We start from the raw sequence: 19,086 nt of genomic DNA, 5'->3' as shown, positions 1-19,086 counted from the left end.
CATTGGGTGACTGGGCGCTGACGGCCGGATATCCTTCGATCTTGTAACAGAATTTCCGGAACGGCCGCGGACGAGAGGCGGCACCGGCATGTTTCAGGTAACCGAGTAAATGCACAGCTATTTGGAATTCGAAAAGCCCGTTGCAGACATTGAAGGCAAGATTCAGGAGCTACGGGCTCTGGCCGGTGAAGATGGCGAAGCCGTCAATGTCGATGGAGAAATCGACCGGCTGAAAACGAAATCCTCGCAAACGCTGCAGGAACTCTACACCAAACTCACACCCTGGCAGAAAACGCTCGTTGCGCGTCATCCGGACCGTCCGCACGCGGTTGCCTATATCGCCGGGCTGATCGAGGATTTCACGCCGCTCGCCGGCGACAGGAAATTTGCCGAAGATGCAGCGCTGATCGCAGGGATCGGCCGTTTCCGCGGAGAGTCCGTTGCCGTTCTGGCCCAGGAAAAGGGGCACGACACGGAAACGCGCCTCAAGCACAATTTCGGCATGGTCCGTCCCGAGGGCTACCGCAAGGCTGTCCGGGTCATGGAAATGGCTGAACGCTTCGGCCTGCCGCTGATCAGCTTTGTCGACACCTCGGGTGCCTATCCGGGGCGCGGCGCTGAAGAGCGCGGTCAATCCGAGGCGATTGCGCGCTCGACCGATGTTGGTTTGGGTCTGGGCACGCCATCCGTCGCCGTCGTTATCGGTGAAGGCGGTTCAGGTGGCGCGATTGCCATCGCAACCGCCAACAAGGTGCTGATGATGGAGCATGCAATCTATTCGGTGATTTCACCGGAAGGGGCTGCCTCCATCCTGTGGCGCGACAGTGCCAAGGCGCAGGACGCTGCCACCGCGCTGAAGATCACCGCGCAGGATCTCAAGCAGCTCGGCGTCATCGACGACATCATCAAGGAGCCGGTCGGCGGCGCGCACCGTGCCAGCGAAATTGTGATCGACAACGCGGGCAAAGCCATCGAAACCGCATTGAAGGGGTTGGCGGGTCTGTCTGCGGATGAACTGCGCAAGCAGCGGCGCGAAAAATTCCTCTCCATCGGCAGGACGCTGAGCTAGGACTTCACGGTCCTGTGAAGGCGTCGCAATTGCGGTGGTCGGTGAAACAGCTTCTCCACGACCGTAAAGGGCTTCAAACCGCCGCAGATATGCGAAAAACGTTGCAGGGCCGCCGTAAAAGCGGCCCTTTCGCCATTCTGTGGCCAGAATTTGCCGTCATTCAGGCGACGTTGAGACGTGCGGGATGACGCTTGGGCAGGTTTTTGTTCCTATCACCATAATTTTGGTCGCAGGGGCAATGCGGTTTCAGTAACTTATCGTCAACCATAGTTGCCTAGCCTCTGCGCGGGGGCGAGGACGCAGGAAGTGCGGCAAGGCAATTCGTCTGCCTTCGTCGGTTTCCGCTAAGTTTGGGACAGTATCATGGTCTTTCGGCGCCTTATGAACACGTCAGCCGGCCTTCTTTTTGGTAAAAGTGGCCTGAGTGGTCGCAAGACAGTCCGCCTCGGTGCAGCGCTTTTGCTTGCCGGCGTACTGGCCGCTTGCCAGGGAGACGAATTCAGCGCAGGCCCGAACAAGGCGCAACTTCCCGTCAGTGCGTCGATCAAGCGCAAGATGAACGACCTCAACATGAGTTCGTCCTCACCGATCATGATCCGGATCTTCAAGGAGGAGAGCTTGCTGGAAGTCTGGAAACAGACACGCAGCGGCAAGTACAAGCTTCTGGACGAATTCGAGATCTGCAAGTGGTCCGGCAAACTCGGCCCGAAGTTCAAGGAAGGCGATCGTCAGGCTCCGGAAGGGTTCTATGAAATCACGCCGGCCCTGATGAACCCGAACTCGAATTACCATCTGGCCTTCAATCTCGGCTATCCCAATTCCTATGACCGTTCCCACGGTCGCACAGGCTCGCACCTGATGGTGCATGGTGCCTGTTCCTCCCGCGGCTGCTACGCCATGACAGACGAGCAGGTGCAGGACATCTACGCGCTTGCCCGCGACAGCTTCAAGGGTGGCCAGCGCTCCTTCCAGGTGCAGGCGTTTCCGTTTCGCATGACGCCGGAAAACATGGCGCGCCATCGCGATAGCGAGCACATGGAATTCTGGCAGATGCTGAAGACCGGCTACGATCACTTTGAAGTCACGCAGACCCCGCCGCAGATTTCCGTGTGCGAGAAAAAATACGTGTTCGACGCCACCACGCTGGTGCAGGGTGTGCCGTTCCGGGCCAGCGCCAAGTGCCCGGATTATCAGGTGAGCCCGAGCATCGCGACGGCCGTGGCCTCCAAGCAGCGCCGCGACAACGAGAAATACCAGCAGCTCGCGGCCCGGTTCGAGGCTCGCGAAGAGCGTCAGAAGCGCTGGGAAGAGCGGTCCAATCGGCTTGCTGAAGTGCTTGGCGGCGGTGATGACGATACCAATCCGGAAGTCACCACGGCCGAGACCGCTGTTCCCGAAGGGCAGCCGGCTGAAACGGCGACAGCAGCAGCACCTGCGGAAGCCGCGCCGGCAGCTCAGCCGGGCTCGGCGGTCGAGACGGCCTTTGCCCCGCAGGACCAGTCTGGCGGCGGCTCTGTCGGCAGCTTCTTCAAGCGCTGGGTGCCCTTCGGGCCGAAAGCGTCGGATGAAGGGGCCGCTGTCGGCCCCATCGAAACCGAAGTGGTTCCTGATACCAAGCCGAACTGATCTGGCTCGGCATTTGATCCGGTAGCCGGACCCAGGTCCGGTTTCAGCTCCATCGCGAGTGTCCGGTGCCGTTGACCGCCTCATTCGCAAGAAGGACTGAGACGTCCTTCTCAAGGGGAACGTGTTCTCGGGAGCAAGTTCCCCATCCAGCGCGACAGGCCATGGGCTTTTTTCAGAATGGCGATGTCCTGCGGGCCGAGCCGATTTGCCCGCTTCGCGTTTCCACTACCCGGCGATCGTTTCCTTTAGCGGCGGCAAACCCGTGGAGACGCCCTCTTGCAGCACCTCAGGGTCGTAGGCCTTGCGGGAGAAGACCTCGCGCACCAGCGGCTCGAAGCTTTCCAGCGTGTCCATTTCATAGTCGGGATCGAAGGACGACTGGTCCCAGCGCTCGCAGAAGTCGGCGCAGGCCTGAAAGTGCATGTGGTCCTTGAACTTGTCGCGGGCGTTTTCGTCCCAGCCGTAATGGCGCGCATAGTAGAGCATCTGGAAGATGCCGTGATGTTCCACCACCCAGGCGACCTCGTCGCGCACGAAGGGCCGGATAACTTCGGCTGAGAACCGGTCGTGGTTCTGCGGGGCCAGCCCGTCGCCGACATCATGCAGAAGCGCGCCGACGATCCAGTCGATATCCGCACCTTCCCGGCGTGCTCTTGTCGCCGCTTGCAGGCCGTGCTGCAGACGGGTGATCTTGTAGCCACTCAGGGTGTCCTCGTCCTGGCGTTTCAGTTCAGCCAGGACGCGATCCGGCGTCATGGCGTGATGGGGATGCTCCGCCTCGGCCAGGAAGTCGTATTCTTCCTTGGTGCCGTCTTTCATCTGGGTGAAGGAAACGGTTTTCATGGTTCACACTCCTGTTTTGCGGGAGTGTGCGTCAGGGTATCCGGAAAAGTCCAGACAGGAAATTTCCTTTTCCTGTCTGGGTCTTCTGCTTAGTTGGATGCCGGGGCCGGCATGTCCGGCAGCACCGTTTCGACCGCAAGACCGAGCGCCAGCAGGTGCCTGTCGGAAAAGGCTGGGCCGTCAAGTTCAAGACCGACGGGCAGGCCATCCGCTGTCAGTCCCGCGGGCAGCGAGAGGCCCGGAATTCCGGCGACCGATCCCGGATCGGTGTTGCGGATGAAGGTGGGGAAGGTGGGTACGTCTTCTCCGTTCAGTGACACTGTCTCGTCGGACTCCGCGATGGGTTGGGCCGGCAGCGGGGTTGTCGGGAAGACCAGCGCATCCAGCTTGTTGGCCGCAAAGACCTCCGCATATCCGGACTGGATCAGGGGCCGCATGTCGTCCATGGCGTCGCGGTAAACAGCATCGGGGATCGCCTGATTGCCCAGGATCAGATTGTCAAAGATGAATTTGACATCAGGGCTGGCGACCTCATTGGCTATGTCCTGCAATCCGAGCCCGGTGTCATGGGTCTCCAGAAAGGCGGCGAGATCCCGCTTCACTTCCCAAAGCGCGATCGGGAACCCGGCTTTTCCGGCAAGCTCCAACTCCGTGCTGATATCAACGGGAACCAGCGTCACGCCCGCAGCCTCCAGCTTGTCCAGCGCTTCCTTGAACAGACGGCCCGTTTCCGGTGAAAGGTTGTCCGTCAGGCCAGCTGGAACCCCGAGGCGGACAGTGGTGAGGTCGACCGGCTCAAGCCCTGGCGTACTGCCGGTGATGACCGAATCGAGGAGAACCAGATCGGCAACTGTTCTTGCAATCGGGCCGGGGGTGTCGCGCGTGGCGGAAATCGGCACGATACCTTCTGTCGGATAGCGGCCGACGGTTGGACGCAGACCGGCAACGCCGTTGAGCGCCGAGGGAATGCGCACCGATCCGCCTGTATCTGTTCCAAGTCCGGCAGGCGCAAGACGGGCGCCAACGGCAGCACCTGTGCCGCCACTTGAGCCACCGGCAATACGGTCCGGATCGTAAGCGTTGGCAACCGCGCCGAACGCGGCATTGTTGGACGTGATGCCGAAGGCAAGTTCATGAAGATTGGTCTTGCCGAGCAGGATGGCACCGGCCTCCCGCAGCTTCTTCAAGACAGGTGCGTCCTCCCGTGGCACCCAGCCCTTCAGCGCCGGCGTTCCACCGGTTGTCGGCAGGCCTTCGGCGGCAATGTTGTCCTTGACGACAATCGGCACACCGTGCAGCGGGCCGAGGGCTTCACCCGCCTTCACGCTTTCATCCGCCGCGGCTGCTGCCGCCAGGACGCCTTCGGTGTCGAAGGATATGTAGACGTTGCCAGGGTCATCCCCGGTCTTGGCAATCAGAGCGTTGACGAGGTCCGTGGCGCTGAGCGTTTGTTCAGCTATGGCGCTCGCCATTTCCGCCGCGCTCAGGGTGGTGATATCTTCCGCGGCCTGGGCCGGGCAGGCCAGGGCAGCCGCGAGCGCGGTCAGTCCGGCTGTAAGATGCACTTTCATTTTGTTCCCCTTCTTGTGCTTGGGGGAAACAGCAAACGCCGGGAGCCTGTGCTGCACATCCTCCAAAATGAGGAGGCAAGGGTGTTTACTGAAGGGAATGCCGTGCGTTGATGCTGGCGAGCAGTTCGGCCCTGCTGGTGAGCCCGGACTTTTGAAACACGGCCTTGAGGTGGGAACGCACAGTGGTCACGGAGATGTTCAGGTCTGACGCGATCTCGCGGTCGCGCTTGCCTTCGCTAACCAGGCACAGAACGTCCTGTTCGCGGCCCGTCAGATGATGGCGGGTCGCCCAGGCAGCCAAGCGTAACCGGGGGTCTGCTTCCCGCTGTTTCTGTTCATTGGAGCGCATGTTGGCCAGCGCCTGCCCGAAGGCCGTGCCGATTGCGTTCAGCATCTCCAGATCGCGCTGTTGGAAGGTTTCCTTGCCGGCGCCGCGCCAGATGCGCAGGTCGCCCAGATGGCCGTTGGCCGCATAGGCATGGAAGTTCATTCCCTGGTGCAGGCCGTCGCGCGCCAGAAAGTCGTTGTAGAATTCGGTGCGCAGGAAGTCTTCCCGGGAAATGATCTGGTCCAGATGGGTGGCGCGCCGGCACATGCGGAACCGGGGCGTGATCGGGTCGCAGTGCTGAAAATGATGCTGATAGGCGGCGAGATTGCTTTCGTCCATGTTCAGGAACACACCGTCGGTGTCGCCGTCCGTCCGTGTCCAGACGTAGGACGCGAAATAATCGGCCTCCAGAAGGTCAAGCAAGCGTGCACCAAGCTGCAGCCTGAGTTGCCGCGCGTCCTGGATGGCGGTCATGTCCTGCATGATCGCGAATATCAGCTTTGTTTCCCGGCCCGAAAGCGTTGTCAGCATGCCAGACCTCCTCTTGCGTCATGGTAGCCGGGAAGAGGAGATCCGTCATCCAAAAGGATCGGGCCGGTTTTCAGCTTATTTCGGCATCAAGGCCCAGTAGTCGAAATCGAGCACCACTTCCGGCAGGTAGTTGCCTTCATGGTCCTGGCCCGGAAAATCATGGCAGGTCCGGTTTTTGGTCGCGACAAGGCGAAGGCGCAGCGCGCCAACGTCCGAGCGTCCGTCGATGTCCGCCTTGTCCAGCACTTCCGACCAGGCATAGACCGTATCCCCCGCGGCCAGCGGGCCGACGTGGCGGCCGCCGTTGATACCGGCTATGTGGAACGCGTTGGCCAGCCCGTTGAACGACAGGGCACGGGCAATGGAGATCACGTGGCCGCCGTAGACCAGTCGGTGTCCGAAGCGATTATGCGCTTCCGTATGCTGGTTGAAATGCACCTTGGCGGTGTTCTGGTAAAGCCGGGTCGCAAGCTGGTGCTCGGCTTCTTCCACCGTCATGCCGTCAACATGGTCGATCTGCTCGCCAACCTCGTAGTCGGCAAAACGGTATTCGGAACCGGCCAGGTCGTTGTCCCAATTGGCGGTGTCCAACAGTGGCACGGCGGTGCCGAGAGACTGCGGGTCGAGCGCCGCGGGAAGTTCAGGCACGACGGGTTCCGGTGCCGGATTTGCCGCCACACGCTTGTTGACCATCACCCAGCGGACATAGTCCAGCACCTCGGTGCCGTTGGCGGTGTAGCCTGTTGAACGCACATAAACGACGCCGGTCTTGCCGTTGGAGTTTTCTTTCTTGCCGATCACCTCGGAAACGGTGGAGATCGTGTCTCCCGGGAACACCGGCGCCAGAAACCGGCCACCGGCGTAGCCGAGATTGGCAACGGCATTCAGCGAGATGTCCGGCACGGTCTTGCCGAATACGACGTGAAAGGTCAGCAGGTCATCGACCGGGGCATGGGCGTAACCCAGGGATTTTGCGAAAGCGTCCGACGATTGAACCGCAAAGCGGGAGCCGTAAAGCGCGTTATAGAGCGCCTGGTCACCGCCGGTGATGGTGCGCGGCGTTGCGTGGCGGATTACCTGACCCACCTTGAAGTCTTCGAAGAAATTGCCGCGATTGGTCTTGCTCACCTGTGCCTCCCGGTTCTGATTTGCTGGAGAGGATTAAGCCCGCTGCGGTGCACACAAGCAAGTCAGACGTTTTGCCGATGACGCTTTGTAACAGGTCTCGGCATTTGAAGCTGTCTATCCGGCCCGAAAAAGGACAGGTAAACAGCGGTCATTTGCCCGCCGGATCAGGCAGCGCGCCGCAAAACCCGCCGCTGGGGGCGGTGCCAGACCCCAGGGCCAGAAGCTTCGGGGCCTTGTAGGGATTGGGCGGTGTCGCAGACGCGTCGAGAGCGATCACGGCGGCCAGGCCTGCAAGAGCGATGAGGGCAGTCACCAGACGGGTCATGATCTTGCCTCCAGCTTCAGGAGGGGGCGCAGTTTCACGCCATAGATCGATCCGGCAAAGGCGGCTGCAAACCAGACCCAGCCGTGCAGGCTGCCGGTCGAGATGCCGGAAAAGAACGCCCCGACGTTGCAGCCGAAGGCGAGGCGGGAGGAATAACCCAGCAGAAAGCCCGCGACGATTGCAGCCACCCAGGCCTGTGCGGGCAGGTACGGGATGTTCTGGGACAGGCCGCCCGTCCGCCAACCGGCGACCAGAAACGCCCCCAGGATGATGCCGATATTCGTCAGCGAGGTGTAGTCCGTCAGCAGGCTATGCGTCAGGCGCTCGACGGAACCCGGCGCGCTCCAGAAAGCCGAGCCGGACAGATCCGCGCCCGCGGCAGACGCCGCTTTCGCGGCCCACAGGCCAAGGCCGTAAACGACGCCCCACGGCTGACCGGCGACAATCAGGTTCAGAACCGCAAGGGCGGCCAGCAGGACGGCCGCAACGATCAGCCGGCGTGGCAGGCGCCGGTGTTCGGGGGCTGACAATTTCCAAAGCAGTGCCGCAACTGCCGAAAGTCCCAGCAGCGTGATCGCCGCGCCCTGCCAGCCGGACAGGGTCAGAACCGGCAGTGCGCCAAGGTCTGTCCACCAGATGAGGTGATAAGCCCCGGCGAAGCTGCCGATGGCAAAGAAGGGCAGGGCGACGAGAGAGACCGCATTGCCGGAGCCGGCATTGACCAAGGTGCCGGACCCGCAGCCCAGCACCACCTGCATGGCGGCGCCAAAGACGAAGGCCCCTGCGATCATCGCAAAGCCGATTGGCCCCTGAGCGCCGCTCAATTCACCCTGGTTGGCGGCAAGCAGGGGAAAGGCTACCAGGGAAACAAGGGCAATCGACAGAAGCTGTGCCCACAGGCCGCCGGGGTCGCGGCGCAGGATCATCGCACGCCATGGGCCGGCAAAGCCGAAGCGCAGGCCTTCCAGCACGATGCCGAAGCCAAGGCCGACGGCAAGCAGCAAGCCATAGCGGCCGCCCACGAGGAGAGCGGTGGCCAGAACAGCCGCCAAGGCGGCCAAAACAAGACCGCCGCGGCGCCAGACCGGCGTCGCAGCGGCTGCGTGAATATCTGCGGTGGTGGTCACGTCAGTTCAATATCTGGTTGAGCAGGTTCTGTACGAGACCCGGGGTGTTCGCCATCTCGTTTCCGGACTGGGAATATTCGACCATGGAGCCCGCGTAAAGCTTCGCGTTTTCCACTCCGGCCACTTCGGACACCGCAAACCAGTGAGCCGCAGCCCAATGGCCGGTGTTGCAGAAGGAAACCGTATCCTTGCCGTCTTTCACACCAAGCGAGGCCTTCAGCGCGGCAGGATCGATGGCGGTCGACATGGCTGGCGAGCCATCCTTGAAGAAAGCCGTATAGGTATGGTTGATGGCGGTCGGCAGGGTTCCTGGACGCGCTGCCGCGTCATGCGCTTTCTTGCCGTTGAAGAAGTCAGCCGGGCGGGCATCAACCAGAAGCGCGTCCGACTCGCCCGCTGCCACAGCGGCAACGTCTGCCGTGGTGGCAAGCCAGGTGTCGTCAAACGTCAGGTCCAGCTCGCTCGGAAAGGCGGATTCTGCCGTGGAGTTGACCGGCAGGCCCGCAGCTTTCCAGGACTCCAGACCGCCGTTCAGGATCGACAGATCAGTAAAACCGGTGGACTTCAGGGTCCAGTAGACACGCGCTGCCGAGCCGAAGTCCGTATCGGTCTTGCCTTCGGACAGGATGACGATGGGGGTGTCCTGTTCCAGCCCGAGCTCTTCCAGTTCGGCTTCCAGCTTTTCGACATCCACAAGACCGCCTGGATTTTCAGACGGTCCGCGGAACATGCGGTAGGGGGCAAACAGGGCGCCGTCGGCATGGCCCTTCTCGTATCCGGCATTGCGAATGTCCAGAAGCACCGGCTCCACGGTGTCCAGCGACGCGGACAGCTCGGCGGGCTCCACCAGAGGGCCGAAGGTTGCGGCAGCGGCGGATGTGGCGAGGCTTGCAGTCATCGCCAATGCGAGAGCGAGATGTTTCATCGGTTTGGCCTTCCTGGTGCGCGATGGCCTTGCAGCCAGACGCTTCAATTCAATTGCCGAATTTTAGGAAGTTCTCCGTCACGGAGCGTGGGATGGCATTTCAAACTTGGTGGGCGGATTGACATATTAAACCAAGGCGCAGAAGTGGCTTGGCAATTGGTTGCGGGGCAGGCTTGCGGATTGCCGCAAGTCTTCTGGTTTGCCGGCGAAATAAGTGGAGCCCTGAAAACCGGAGAAGGGAAACCAAAACCTCATCCTGAGGAAGCGCAAAGCGCTGTCGCGAAGGATGGGCGGCAGAGTTCGGAGCAAGCAGCCCATCCTTCGAGACGGACCTGCGGTCCTCCTCAGGATGAGGCGTAAAGGAAACTGGCCTTGAAAAAGCAAAAAGCCCGGGACGCTGCCCGGGCTTTTCTGGTTTCTCAAATCGGGCTTATGCCGATTCCTTGTTCGCCGCGCGGTCGGCGCGCTTGCGCTCATGCGGGTCGAGGATGGCCTTGCGCAGGCGGATGGAGTCCGGTGTGACTTCCACCAACTCGTCGTCTGCGATGTAGGAGAGTGCCGCTTCCAGGGTCAGCTTCTTCGGCGTGGTCAGCTTGACCGCGTCGTCCTTGCCGGCAGAGCGGATGTTGGTGAGCTGCTTGCCCTTCAGGACGTTCACTTCCAGGTCGTTGCCACGGGTGTGCTCGCCGATGATCATGCCCGGATACACCTTTGTGCCCGGATCGATCATCATCGGGCCGCGGTCTTCCAGGTTGAACAGCGCATAGGCGACGGCTTCACCGGTGCCGTTGGACAGCAGCACGCCGGTATGGCGGCCTTGGATCGGACCCTTGTGCGGCTCGTAGCCATGGAACAGGCGGTTGAAGATCGCGGTGCCGCGGGTGTCCGACATAAGTTCGGACTGATAGCCGATGAGGCCACGCGTCGGAGCATGGAACACCAGACGGGTGCGGCCACCGCCGGACGGCTTCATTTCCAGAAGGTCGGCCTTGCGTTCCTGCAGCTTCTGAACAACGACGCCGGAATGTTCTTCATCAACGTCGATGATGACTTCCTCGATCGGCTCCAGGCGGTTGCCGGCATCGTCATACTGATAGACAACGCGCGGACGGCCGACGCCGAGTTCAAAACCTTCGCGACGCATGTTCTCGATCAGGATCGCCAGCAGAAGTTCGCCGCGTCCGGATACAACGAAAGCGTCCGGCTCAGCGGTATCTTCAATCTTCAGCGCGACGTTGCCTTCTGCTTCCTTTTTCAGGCGGTCGCGGATAACGCGGGACTGAACCTTGGAGCCTTCGGTGCCGGCCAGCGGGCTGTCGTTGACCCGGAAGGTCATGGACAGTGTCGGCGGATCGATTGGCTGTGCCTGCAGGGACTCGGTGACCGACGGTGCACACAGGGTGTCAGCGACGGTTGCCTTGGTCAGACCTGCGATGGCGACGATGTCGCCCGCTTCACCTTTTTCGATCGGCTGGCGTTCCAGGCCCCGGAAAGCGAGGATCTTGGAGATGCGACCGTTTTCCACCAGGCTGCCGTCACGGGCAAGCGCCTTGATCGGCATGTTCGGCACGGCAGTGCCGGATACGATGCGGCCGGTCAGGATGCGGCCCAGGAACGGGTCGGATTCGATGGTAGTCGCCAGAATGCGGAAATCGCCCGGCTCGGCTTCCGGCGGCGATACCTTGTCCAGAACCATGTCGAAGAGCGGATCCATGCTGTCCTGCGGGCCGGTCGGCTCCAGCGCCATCCATTCCTGCTTGGCAGAGCCGTAGAGAACCGGGAAGTCGAGCTGGTCTTCATTGGCGTCGAGGGCTGCGAACAGGTCGAACACCTCGTCCAGCACTTCATCAGCGCGCTGTTCCGGCTTGTCGATCTTGTTGATCGCGACGATCGGCTTCAGGCCGAGCTTCAGTGCCTTGCCGAGCACGAACTTGGTCTGCGGCATCGGGCCTTCGGCGGCGTCCACCAGAAGGATAACGCCGTCGACCATGTGCAGGATACGCTCGACCTCGCCGCCGAAGTCGGCGTGGCCCGGAGTGTCGACGATGTTGATGCGGGTGTCTTTCCAGACCAGGGAGGTGACCTTGGCCAGAATGGTGATACCGCGCTCACGCTCGATGTCGTTGGAGTCCATCATCCGTTCTTCGGTGCGCTGGTTGTCGCGGAACGCGCCGGATTGCTTCAGCAGAACGTCGATAAGGGTGGTTTTGCCATGGTCAACGTGCGCTATGATGGCAATATTGCGAAGTTTCATGAGTGGCTCCAAAAGACAGAACGGGCCCTTGGGGACCCGCAGCTTGTCTGGAAGTTGAATTGCTATGGATCGGCATCCATGCCGAATTTGGCGCCTTTATACGTGGCGCGAGGGAATTGTGCAATGCAATGTCACATCTACGCATTGACAGAGCTTCCAGAAGAGCCGTATTCGTAAGGTAACCTTACTAAAATGGGGCGGCGATGGCACTTCCAACTCCGAATGTCGGTGTTACCATGCTGGTTGTTGATCTGGCGCGGTTGTTGCGGCGGAACTTCGAAGCGGAATTATCCAAGGTTGACACTGGTCTGACTGCCGGAGAAGCGCGTACGCTGTTTTATGTTTGGCGTCTTCCAGGTCAACGGCAAGCCGTTCTGGCAGATGCAATGTACGTCGAGCCGATGACCCTTGTCGGTTATCTCGACACGCTCGAAAAAGCCGGATTGATCAAACGTTGCCAGGACCCGAAAGACCGCCGGGCCAAGATAATCGAGCTGACGCCGTTGGCCGATCCGTTGCTTGACAGAATTGGGGCTGCCCTTCAGCAAGTGCGCTCAAAGGCGCTTGAGGGCATTCCCGCGGATCAAGGACCGATACTGGAAGCACTTCTGCAGACGATGAAGGACAGCCTGCTGCAGGAGGTTTCCAAAGGGAAACAGAAATGACTGCCGATAGCTCTATCATGAGCGCAAGACGCACTTCACTGCTTGGGGCCGGGCTCGTTGCCATCGGCCCCATTTCAATGGCGCTTTACACACCGGCCATGCCGGCCCTCGTCGAAGCTTTCGGCACCACCGATTCAGCGGTCAAGCTTACCCTCACGGCCTATTTTGCCGGTTTTGCCGTCACGCAGCTCGTCTGCGGGCCGCTGACCGACGCTTTCGGACGCAAACCGGTCACGATTGCCTTCCTGGTCCTGTATCTCGTCTCCAGCGTGCTGGCGACTTTCTCGCCAACTGTCGAATTTATGGTGTTCGCCCGGGCGCTTCAGGGTGTCGGCGCTGCGGTTGGTATCGCGGTGTCGCGCGCCATCGTTCGCGACCAGTTTACCGGTCAGGCTTCCGCCAAGATCATGAATACGATTGCGATGATGCTGGCGCTCGGTCCGGCGATCTCGCCCACCATCGGCGGCATCGTGCTGGAGCTGTTCGGCTGGCAGGAAGTGTTCTGGTGCATGGTGATCTACGGCGCCCTGCTCATGGTTGCCGTGCTTGTGTTCCAGGTCGAAACCAATCCAAAGCCGGGCAAGCATCACCTCAATCCGCGGCAACTTGCGGTCAATTATATGACCTTGCTGAAGGACCCGAGGTTCCTCGCGCCAAGTCTTCTCATCGGTTTTGGGCTCGGCAATCTTTATGCGCTCGCGACCGTTCTGCCCTTCATCCTGATCTATGAAGTCGGCCTGACACCGTCCGCCTTCGGGCTGACCATGATCATCCAGTCGGGTTCATTCATCGCAGGCACCATTTTGACCGGCCGTCTGCTGCGCTACTTCGAAGCGCGCAAGCTGGTGCCCTGGGGTCTCTCTCTGTGGGTCGTGGCATCGGCACTGATGTGTTACGTCACGCTGACCCATGAGCCGACAATCCTGACGGTGATGGGGCCGGTGGCGCTGTTCACATTCTCGCTGGCCCTGGTTCTGCCGGCCAGCTTTACCGACTCCATGGCGCCTTTCCCGCATATTGCCGGCTCGGCGTCTTCCATGCTCGGCTTCCTTCAGTTCGGCGGCGGCATCGTCGCCAGCCTGGCAATTGCCGCGCTTGGCGAACCGATCCTTGGCCTCGCCTTCATTCTGCCGGGCATGCCCATCGTCGGCATCATTTTTCATCTGTTCCTGCGCAGCCAGATCCGCCAGCCGGCGGCAGCGGAGTAGACGCGCGGGTCGCTTCCCGTCGCCCTTATCTTCCGATCCCTTTCCGTCCTTGCCGGAGGCTGCGGAAACGGCGCGGCTGGCTGGGAGAGTGGAAAAATCAAACGGGCCGGTTTCCCGGCCCGCTCTTTTGTCTGAAAAACTCAGATCAGGCCTTGCGAACCGGATCCAGCGTGACGGTGTGCAGTTCGACGTCGTCACGATCCATCAGGCGGACGGTGAGCTGTTCGCTCTGGCCGTTAATGTCGACCAGGCCGAAGAACTGCAGTCCCATGGACGGGGGCAGGTTGGCGCCCTGTTCGGCAGTCGGAGCCTTGATGTATTTCAGTTCCGGGCCGAAGGTCATGTCGAGTTCGTTCGGGCCGAAAGTGCCGGCGTGGATCGGGCCGGAGACGAATTCCCAGAAGGGCTTGAAGTCCTGGAACTGGGCCTTGTCCGGATTGTAGTAATGCGCCGCCGTATAGTGCACATCGGCCGTCAGCCAGACGATGTTGTCGATGTCGGCCGTCTTGATGAAGCGCAGCAGATCGGCGAATTCCAGTTCGCGGCCTTTCGGAGCGCCGTGATCGCCGTTGGCAACTGCTTCGGCACCTTCCTGCTCTTTCCAGTTGTCCCAGACGATCAGGCCGATGGGCATGTCGCAGGCGATGACCTTCCAGGTGGCTTTGGAATTCAGCAGTTCACGCTTCAGCCAGGCAAGTTGCTCGGCGCCAAGGATGCGAGAAGCCGGCGTCATGCTGTCTTCCATCGAAGCGCCGTTTGGACCGCGATAGGAGCGCAGATCCAGGAAGAACACGTCCAGCAGCGGACCATAGGCGATCTTGCGGTAGACGCGGCCCGGTTCAGCCGGTGTGTAGCGGATCGGGGTCAGTTCGTGGAAAGCCCGACCTGCACGGGCGGCCAGCAGGTGGATGTTCTTTTCGCTGTAACGGTCGTCGGACAGGAGATCCTTGGAGGAAGACCAGTTGTTGACGACTTCATGGTCGTCCCACTGGAAGAACGTCGGAACTTCCGCGTTGAACGCCTTGAGGTTCTCGTCCAGAAGGTTGTATTTCCACTGGCCGCGATATTCGTCCAGCGTTTCGGCAACCTTGGATTTTTCTTCCGTGACGATGTTCTTCCAGACGGTCCCGTCCTTCAGCTCGACGGTTTCCTTCACCGGGCCATCGGCATAAATCGTGTCGCCGGAGTGGATGAAGAAGTCCGGCTGATGCTTTGCCATGGTGGCGTAGGTCTTCAGACCGCCGCGGTCGGTATCGATGCCCCAGCCCTGGCCGACAGTGTCGCCAGACCAGGCGAAGCGGATGTTTCGGCGGGAGGCGGGCGCCGTGCGGAATCGGCCGGTCATCGGCTCGGACACCGCATTGACGTCGTTCAGGTCGGCAAAGGCGACGCGGTAGAAGATGTCCTGATCGGACGGAAGATTTTCAATGAGCCGTTTGACGGCGAAATCCGAATCGGGAAGCGCATTGATCGGGGCGAGCCGGCGCGGGGACTCGAAAGCGCCGGTGGTGTCGACTTCCACAAGCATTCTGGCGGGGCGGTCCGAGCGGGCCCAGATCATGCCGGAATTGCCGTCAACGTCGCCGGATTGCAGGCCATGGGTGATCTGCGGGCGCGAGGCGGCGCGGGACAGGCCAGGCATGGCCAGGGGTGAAGCCAGCACCAGACCGGTGGCAGCAGACGATTTCAGGAAATTGCGTCGAGAAACTTTTGAAGACATTTTCAAGCTCCGTGGCTGGGGACCGCGAGGGCGAGTCCCTTGGCGAAACATCTGGTGCTGAAGCTCCGTGACAGACGCATGTCCGTTCCAAGACCGTTTCCCGAATTTTTGATGACGGTGTGTCCGGATTGCCGAAAACCGCTACGGAACGATTGAACCTCCAAATTGCTTCCAAATCGTGATCGTCCACAGCCCTGCGATGGGGCAAGGCAGGGCGAGGTCGCATTGGTGCCGCTTGACCGTCGGTGTCAGACGGGCCAAACACGTGCCTGACCGTCAAAAGGACGCCATGATGCCGAGCCCGACAGCCTATGAACCGCCGCGTTTCGACGCTGGAAGCCAACGTCCCCACGTGATGGGGATCCTGAATGTGACCCCGGATTCCTTTTCCGATGGTGGGCGCCACGCCAATGCGGATGCCGCCTTGAAGCGCGCGCAGGAAATGATTCTGGAAGGCGCCGATATACTGGATGTCGGCGGCGAAAGCACGCGGCCGGGTTCGGAGCCGGTGCCGCTGGATCTGGAGTGGTCGCGGCTCGATCCGATCCTGGATCAGGTGATCGCAATGGGCACGCCGGTCTCTATCGACACCTACAAGGCGGAGATCGCGCGCCGGGCTTGCGCGGCAGGGGCACTCATCGTCAATGATGTGTGGGGTCTGCAAAAAGATCCGGCGATGGCGGACGTCGTTGCCGAGGCAGGCGTGCATGTGGTCATGATGCATAACCGTCTTGCCGCCGATGCCGGACTGGACATTCTTTCGGACATCGACCGGTTCTTCGAAACCTCGATGGACCTGGCGGAAAAGGCCGGGATTGCGCGGGAAAAACAGATTCTTGATCCTGGCTTTGGTTTCGGCAAGACCATCGATCAGAATTTCATTGTCCTGAACCGCTTCGAAACGCTTAGGAAACACGGTCTGCCGCTTTTGGCTGGCGCGTCGCGCAAGCGCATGATCGGGGCCGTGCTGGAAGCGGAGACGGAGGACCGGCTGTTCGGATCCGTTGCCGTCCACATGACGGCCATGTTGAAGGGCGCTGCCATCGTGCGGACGCATGACGTAAGTCCACATGCCGATTGCGCGCGTATGATCGAGGCAACCCGCCTGGAACGGAACCCTGTCGAATGAATGCTGAAAGTGCGATGGCCGATGCCCCGACCCGCTGTGCGCTCGGGCTTGGATCCAACCTTGGAGATCCGAAGGCCAATCTGGACGAAGCCATCCGCCGCCTGGAGGCGACATCCGGCATCATGCTGGTGTCCCGCTCCTCCGACTACAGGACGCCGCCCTGGGGCCCGGTGCCGCAGGACGATTTCCGCAATTGCTGCGCGGTGATCGATACCAGCCTGAGCCCGCAGGCCTTGTTGCAGCGATGCCTGGAGATCGAGGCCGAACTGGGTCGGGTGCGCGATGTGCGCTGGGGACCGCGGACACTGGATATCGATGTTCTGATCTATGGCCTGCAAAGGGTTGCCGAAAACAACCTCGAAATCCCGCACCCGCGCATGGGCGACCGCGCCTTCGTTCTGATCCCGCTCGCCGAAATCTGGCCCGACGCCCCCCTCGGCGACGGCCGCACCGCGATGGAGGCACTGGAAAGCTGTCCGGATCAGGAGGGGGTTGTGAGGCTGGACGGGTGATTTGTTGATGCGTATGCGGCGGTCCTAATCCCGCTTCCTTTGGAAAATTTCAACCAAACACGTCCTAAACTGTCGCAAGCGGGGCGCACTTCATGTCCTCCATTTACAGTCGGCATGTCGTTGCAGGGGGCAAGGTTGTGATTGGCAAGGTCAGACAGTTCTATCTGGGAATGCTCAGGTCGGAGGATCTGAGTACCCGCTTTGCCGGGCCACTTTTCGTATTCATTCTGCTTTCCACTTCACTGCTTCTCCTTGCATCCTGGCTTTACGACGACGGCGGCGCATTTACCTTCGCGCAAAGTGTCGGTGTTGCGGAAAACGAGGATTTCGCCGCCTTCTACCATGCTGGCGAGATGGCGCGGCTTGGCATTGCGTCCGATGCCTACGATTACTACAGGTTCACGGAGGCATTTTCAGAGAGCAACAAATTCCTGTTCTTCCTGAACCCTCCTCATGCCTTTCTGTTCTTCGAACCGCTCACGTACCTAGGTTATCCGGGGGCGAAAGCCGCCTTTATGGTGCTGAGTGTTTTTTGCCTGCTGATGTCCGTTCACATGATCCGGCTCAAGCTCGGTCTGTGGCCCTATGTCTTCGTGCTTCTGTCGAGCGGGGCTTTCTATTCGTTTCAGCTTTTGCAACTTGCTCCAATCACGACTTTCCTGCTTCTGTTCGCCCTGCTGTTTAGCCGGACGCGGCCAGTGCTGACGGGGCTCGCTCTGGCTGTGCTCACGATAAAGCCGCAGTACGGCGTTCTGGTGCCCGTCTTCCTTGCAGCCAATCGGGATTGGCGTGCCTTCGCTGTCGCCGCGCTCGGAACCTGTGGGCTGGCGGCGCTGTCCGTCGCTGTCTACGGCCTCGAGGTCTGGCAGGCATTCTTTACGTCCCTGTCAAGTGGTGTGCATGCGGTCCAGTTCGAGGCGCTGCACAACATGATGATAACGGTCGGGAATTCTGTCGGAAAATTCGGCGTGCAACCCGACCTCAGGAAGGCATTGCAACTGCTCGTCATGCCGGCTTTTGCGGTGGCTGTCTGGTTCTTTGCCCGCCGTCGCCCGAGGGAAGAGGCGGTGGCCTTCTGCCTGCTGGCAATGTGCCTGGCGGCACCGTCTTTCCTGTTCTACGACTGGTTGATCTACGCGATGGCCCTGCTTCTGCTGGTCAAGGTCAGACCTCATTGGCCGGTGGCCCTTCAGGCCGCCGCCGGGCTGCTCTGGTCCGCGCCTGTCCTGCACGACATTGCCGAAAAGTATGACGCCACCGCGGCGTTCTACTTCTCAGGTTCGATTTTGTTCCTGGCTGTTCTGGTTCTGGCGCTCGCCTGTTCCTGCTTCAGGACCGCCCCATCAGCAGGCAGAGTCGCTGGATGTCAGAAGCCAATGGTGCACGCACCATAGGGCCAGAGCTCCAAATCCGGGCTACTCCGTCGGCTGGCTCTAACAAAGTCCGATAAAGCTCTCCATGTGGAATCGGGCATTGTCCGGGGCCTGGCTATGGTCACGGCCGACAGGACAGGCTCGGCGGGCAAGGCAGCCGGTCCAGCAGGCCTGCATCCTGTCTTCAGAAAGGTGCGTCCGGCAGGCAGGAACGTCGTAGCCGGTTTCCAGCGACAGGGCCTCTGCCGGGCAGGTGGCGATACAGGGTTTGTCCTCGCAGGTCTCGCAGGGGCCGGGCAGACCGTCAGATGTTCCCGTCCATAGTGGTTCACTGCTCAGAAACGCTGCGCGGAAACCACTCCAGGGCCCGTAGTCGTGATGCGCCAGAACGCCGAGGGGGCTTTGGGAGAAGCCGCCGCATTTCATCGCCCATTGCTGGAAGGGGTAATAGGGCGGGCCTTCGAACGGAAACACCGGTTCGTAGCCGGATGCCTCGGCAATCTCCAGAAGTGCGCGCCGCGTGTAGCGGTCAAGCGGGTCCGCTTGGCCGCTCCTGTATTCCGGACTTGCCGTCAGGTGCGGCCAGATTGATGGTCCGGTGCTTCCGATGAGCAGAAGGATTCGAGCCTGCTTGCCGCCGGCAAGAGGCGGGACGGCAACGGAGCCGTCCGGGGCAAAGCCGCCGAGCAACAAAAAACCGGCGGCAGCAATGTCCTGTTCGAGGTTTGCTGCCACCGGTCTGTTCATGTCAG

Annotated in this window: 17 protein-coding genes; 7 read left to right on the top strand and 10 right to left on the bottom strand. The window is 60.9% G+C overall.

What is annotated here, in order from left to right; translation table 11 throughout:
- Positions 1-109: 109 nt before the first annotated feature.
- Positions 110-1,069, top strand: coding sequence for an acetyl-CoA carboxylase carboxyltransferase subunit alpha (locus FMN63_RS09030; RefSeq protein WP_148583633.1), 960 nt, complete (start codon positions 110-112; stop codon positions 1,067-1,069).
- 363 nt (positions 1,070-1,432) lie between these two features.
- Positions 1,433-2,695, top strand: coding sequence for a L,D-transpeptidase family protein (locus FMN63_RS09025; protein WP_148583632.1), 1,263 nt, complete (start codon positions 1,433-1,435; stop codon positions 2,693-2,695).
- Between the two features lie 225 nt (positions 2,696-2,920).
- Here the strand turns inward: FMN63_RS09025 and FMN63_RS09020 are convergent, their stop codons facing one another.
- The 8 genes from FMN63_RS09020 to typA all read right to left on the bottom strand — a co-directional run bounded on the left by FMN63_RS09020 (position 2,921) and on the right by typA (position 11,727).
- Complete coding sequence (locus FMN63_RS09020; protein ID WP_148583631.1) at positions 2,921-3,538, bottom strand: HD domain-containing protein; 618 nt, start codon at positions 3,536-3,538, stop codon at positions 2,921-2,923.
- 89 nt (positions 3,539-3,627) lie between these two features.
- Positions 3,628-5,109, bottom strand: a complete 1,482-nt coding sequence (gene iaaH, locus FMN63_RS09015; RefSeq protein ID WP_209001028.1) for an indoleacetamide hydrolase — start codon at positions 5,107-5,109, stop codon at positions 3,628-3,630.
- Between the two features lie 85 nt (positions 5,110-5,194).
- Positions 5,195-5,968 (bottom strand): helix-turn-helix transcriptional regulator, encoded by a 774-nt coding sequence (locus tag FMN63_RS09010; protein ID WP_148583629.1) that lies wholly within the window; start codon positions 5,966-5,968, stop codon positions 5,195-5,197.
- A gap of 75 nt (positions 5,969-6,043) precedes the next feature.
- Positions 6,044-7,096 carry a MaoC family dehydratase gene (locus FMN63_RS09005; RefSeq protein ID WP_148583628.1) on the bottom strand — a complete coding sequence of 351 codons (1,053 nt, stop codon included), beginning with the start codon at positions 7,094-7,096 and terminating at the stop codon, positions 6,044-6,046.
- Between the two features lie 148 nt (positions 7,097-7,244).
- Positions 7,245-7,421: a hypothetical protein gene (locus tag FMN63_RS29550; protein ID WP_162855010.1), complete on the bottom strand. Its 177-nt coding sequence runs from the start codon at positions 7,419-7,421 to the stop codon at positions 7,245-7,247.
- Entirely contained in the window at positions 7,418-8,548 is a 1,131-nt protein-coding gene (locus FMN63_RS09000) for a YeeE/YedE family protein (RefSeq protein WP_148583627.1), read from the bottom strand. The genes FMN63_RS29550 and FMN63_RS09000 overlap by 4 nt, the downstream gene beginning before the upstream one ends.
- A 1-nt stretch (position 8,549) precedes the next feature.
- The gene (locus tag FMN63_RS08995; protein ID WP_209001027.1) at positions 8,550-9,473 is read right to left on the bottom strand and encodes a sulfurtransferase; all 924 of its coding nucleotides are present in this window, start codon (positions 9,471-9,473) and stop codon (positions 8,550-8,552) included.
- A 430-nt stretch (positions 9,474-9,903) separates the two neighbouring features.
- Positions 9,904-11,727, bottom strand: a complete 1,824-nt coding sequence (typA, locus tag FMN63_RS08990; RefSeq protein ID WP_148583625.1) for a translational GTPase TypA — start codon at positions 11,725-11,727, stop codon at positions 9,904-9,906.
- Positions 11,728-11,930: 203 nt separating this feature from the next.
- Here typA and FMN63_RS08985 point away from each other — a divergent pair, with 203 nt between their 5' ends.
- Together FMN63_RS08985 and FMN63_RS08980 are read left to right on the top strand one after the other, a co-directional pair.
- Entirely contained in the window at positions 11,931-12,392 is a 462-nt protein-coding gene (locus FMN63_RS08985) for a MarR family winged helix-turn-helix transcriptional regulator (RefSeq protein WP_148583624.1), read from the top strand.
- Entirely contained in the window at positions 12,389-13,600 is a 1,212-nt protein-coding gene (locus tag FMN63_RS08980; RefSeq protein WP_148583623.1) for a multidrug effflux MFS transporter, read from the top strand. Before FMN63_RS08985 ends, FMN63_RS08980 begins: the two co-directional genes overlap by 4 nt.
- Positions 13,601-13,745: 145 nt before the next feature.
- On the opposite strand, the gene FMN63_RS08975 is transcribed toward FMN63_RS08980, so the two are convergent.
- On the bottom strand, positions 13,746-15,320 hold the full coding sequence (locus FMN63_RS08975; RefSeq protein WP_148583622.1) for an alkaline phosphatase D family protein: 1,575 nt from the start codon (positions 15,318-15,320) through the stop codon (positions 13,746-13,748).
- A 292-nt stretch (positions 15,321-15,612) separates the two neighbouring features.
- Between FMN63_RS08975 and folP the strand changes: the two genes are divergently transcribed.
- The 3 genes from folP (at position 15,613) to FMN63_RS08960 (ending at position 18,355) form a co-directional block, all read left to right on the top strand.
- Positions 15,613-16,449: a dihydropteroate synthase gene (folP, locus tag FMN63_RS08970; RefSeq protein WP_162855009.1), complete on the top strand. Its 837-nt coding sequence runs from the start codon at positions 15,613-15,615 to the stop codon at positions 16,447-16,449.
- On the top strand, positions 16,446-16,961 hold the full coding sequence (gene folK / locus FMN63_RS08965) for a 2-amino-4-hydroxy-6-hydroxymethyldihydropteridine diphosphokinase (RefSeq protein WP_148583620.1): 516 nt from the start codon (positions 16,446-16,448) through the stop codon (positions 16,959-16,961). The genes folP and folK overlap by 4 nt, the downstream gene beginning before the upstream one ends.
- A gap of 92 nt (positions 16,962-17,053) precedes the next feature.
- The gene (locus FMN63_RS08960) at positions 17,054-18,355 is read left to right on the top strand and encodes a glycosyltransferase family 87 protein (protein WP_148583619.1); all 1,302 of its coding nucleotides are present in this window, start codon (positions 17,054-17,056) and stop codon (positions 18,353-18,355) included.
- A gap of 39 nt (positions 18,356-18,394) precedes the next feature.
- Here FMN63_RS08960 and FMN63_RS08955 read toward each other — a convergent pair whose 3' ends face one another.
- The gene (locus FMN63_RS08955; protein ID WP_148583618.1) at positions 18,395-19,081 is read right to left on the bottom strand and encodes a hypothetical protein; all 687 of its coding nucleotides are present in this window, start codon (positions 19,079-19,081) and stop codon (positions 18,395-18,397) included.
- Between the last annotated feature and the right edge of the window lie 5 nt (positions 19,082-19,086).

This window comes from Stappia sp. BW2, from assembly GCF_008107695.1.
Classification (GTDB): Bacteria; Pseudomonadota; Alphaproteobacteria; order Rhizobiales; family Stappiaceae; genus Roseibium.
Note: the sequence above shows the minus strand (reverse complement) of the source record. Positions and strands in the feature narration are given on the sequence as shown.

Bases quoted from the DNA above. Each gene is read 5' to 3' on its own strand.
- FMN63_RS09030 (WP_148583633.1), top strand. From the start codon at position 110: ATGCACAGCTATTTGGAATTCGAAAAGCCCGTTGCAGACATTGAAGGC.
- FMN63_RS09025 (WP_148583632.1), top strand. From the start codon at position 1,433: ATGGTCTTTCGGCGCCTTATGAACACGTCAGCCGGCCTTCTTTTTGGT.
- FMN63_RS09020 (WP_148583631.1), bottom strand. From the start codon at position 3,538: ATGAAAACCGTTTCCTTCACCCAGATGAAAGACGGCACCAAGGAAGAA.
- iaaH (WP_209001028.1), bottom strand. From the start codon at position 5,109: ATGAAAGTGCATCTTACAGCCGGACTGACCGCGCTCGCGGCTGCCCTG.
- FMN63_RS09010 (WP_148583629.1), bottom strand. From the start codon at position 5,968: ATGCTGACAACGCTTTCGGGCCGGGAAACAAAGCTGATATTCGCGATC.
- FMN63_RS29550 (WP_162855010.1), bottom strand. From the start codon at position 7,421: ATGACCCGTCTGGTGACTGCCCTCATCGCTCTTGCAGGCCTGGCCGCC.
- FMN63_RS08995 (WP_209001027.1), bottom strand. From the start codon at position 9,473: ATGAAACATCTCGCTCTCGCATTGGCGATGACTGCAAGCCTCGCCACA.
- typA (WP_148583625.1), bottom strand. From the start codon at position 11,727: ATGAAACTTCGCAATATTGCCATCATAGCGCACGTTGACCATGGCAAA.
- FMN63_RS08985 (WP_148583624.1), top strand. From the start codon at position 11,931: ATGGCACTTCCAACTCCGAATGTCGGTGTTACCATGCTGGTTGTTGAT.
- FMN63_RS08980 (WP_148583623.1), top strand. From the start codon at position 12,389: ATGACTGCCGATAGCTCTATCATGAGCGCAAGACGCACTTCACTGCTT.
- FMN63_RS08975 (WP_148583622.1), bottom strand. From the start codon at position 15,320: ATGTCTTCAAAAGTTTCTCGACGCAATTTCCTGAAATCGTCTGCTGCC.
- folP (WP_162855009.1), top strand. From the start codon at position 15,613: ATGCCGAGCCCGACAGCCTATGAACCGCCGCGTTTCGACGCTGGAAGC.
- folK (WP_148583620.1), top strand. From the start codon at position 16,446: ATGAATGCTGAAAGTGCGATGGCCGATGCCCCGACCCGCTGTGCGCTC.
- FMN63_RS08960 (WP_148583619.1), top strand. From the start codon at position 17,054: ATGTCCTCCATTTACAGTCGGCATGTCGTTGCAGGGGGCAAGGTTGTG.
- FMN63_RS08955 (WP_148583618.1), bottom strand. From the start codon at position 19,081: ATGAACAGACCGGTGGCAGCAAACCTCGAACAGGACATTGCTGCCGCC.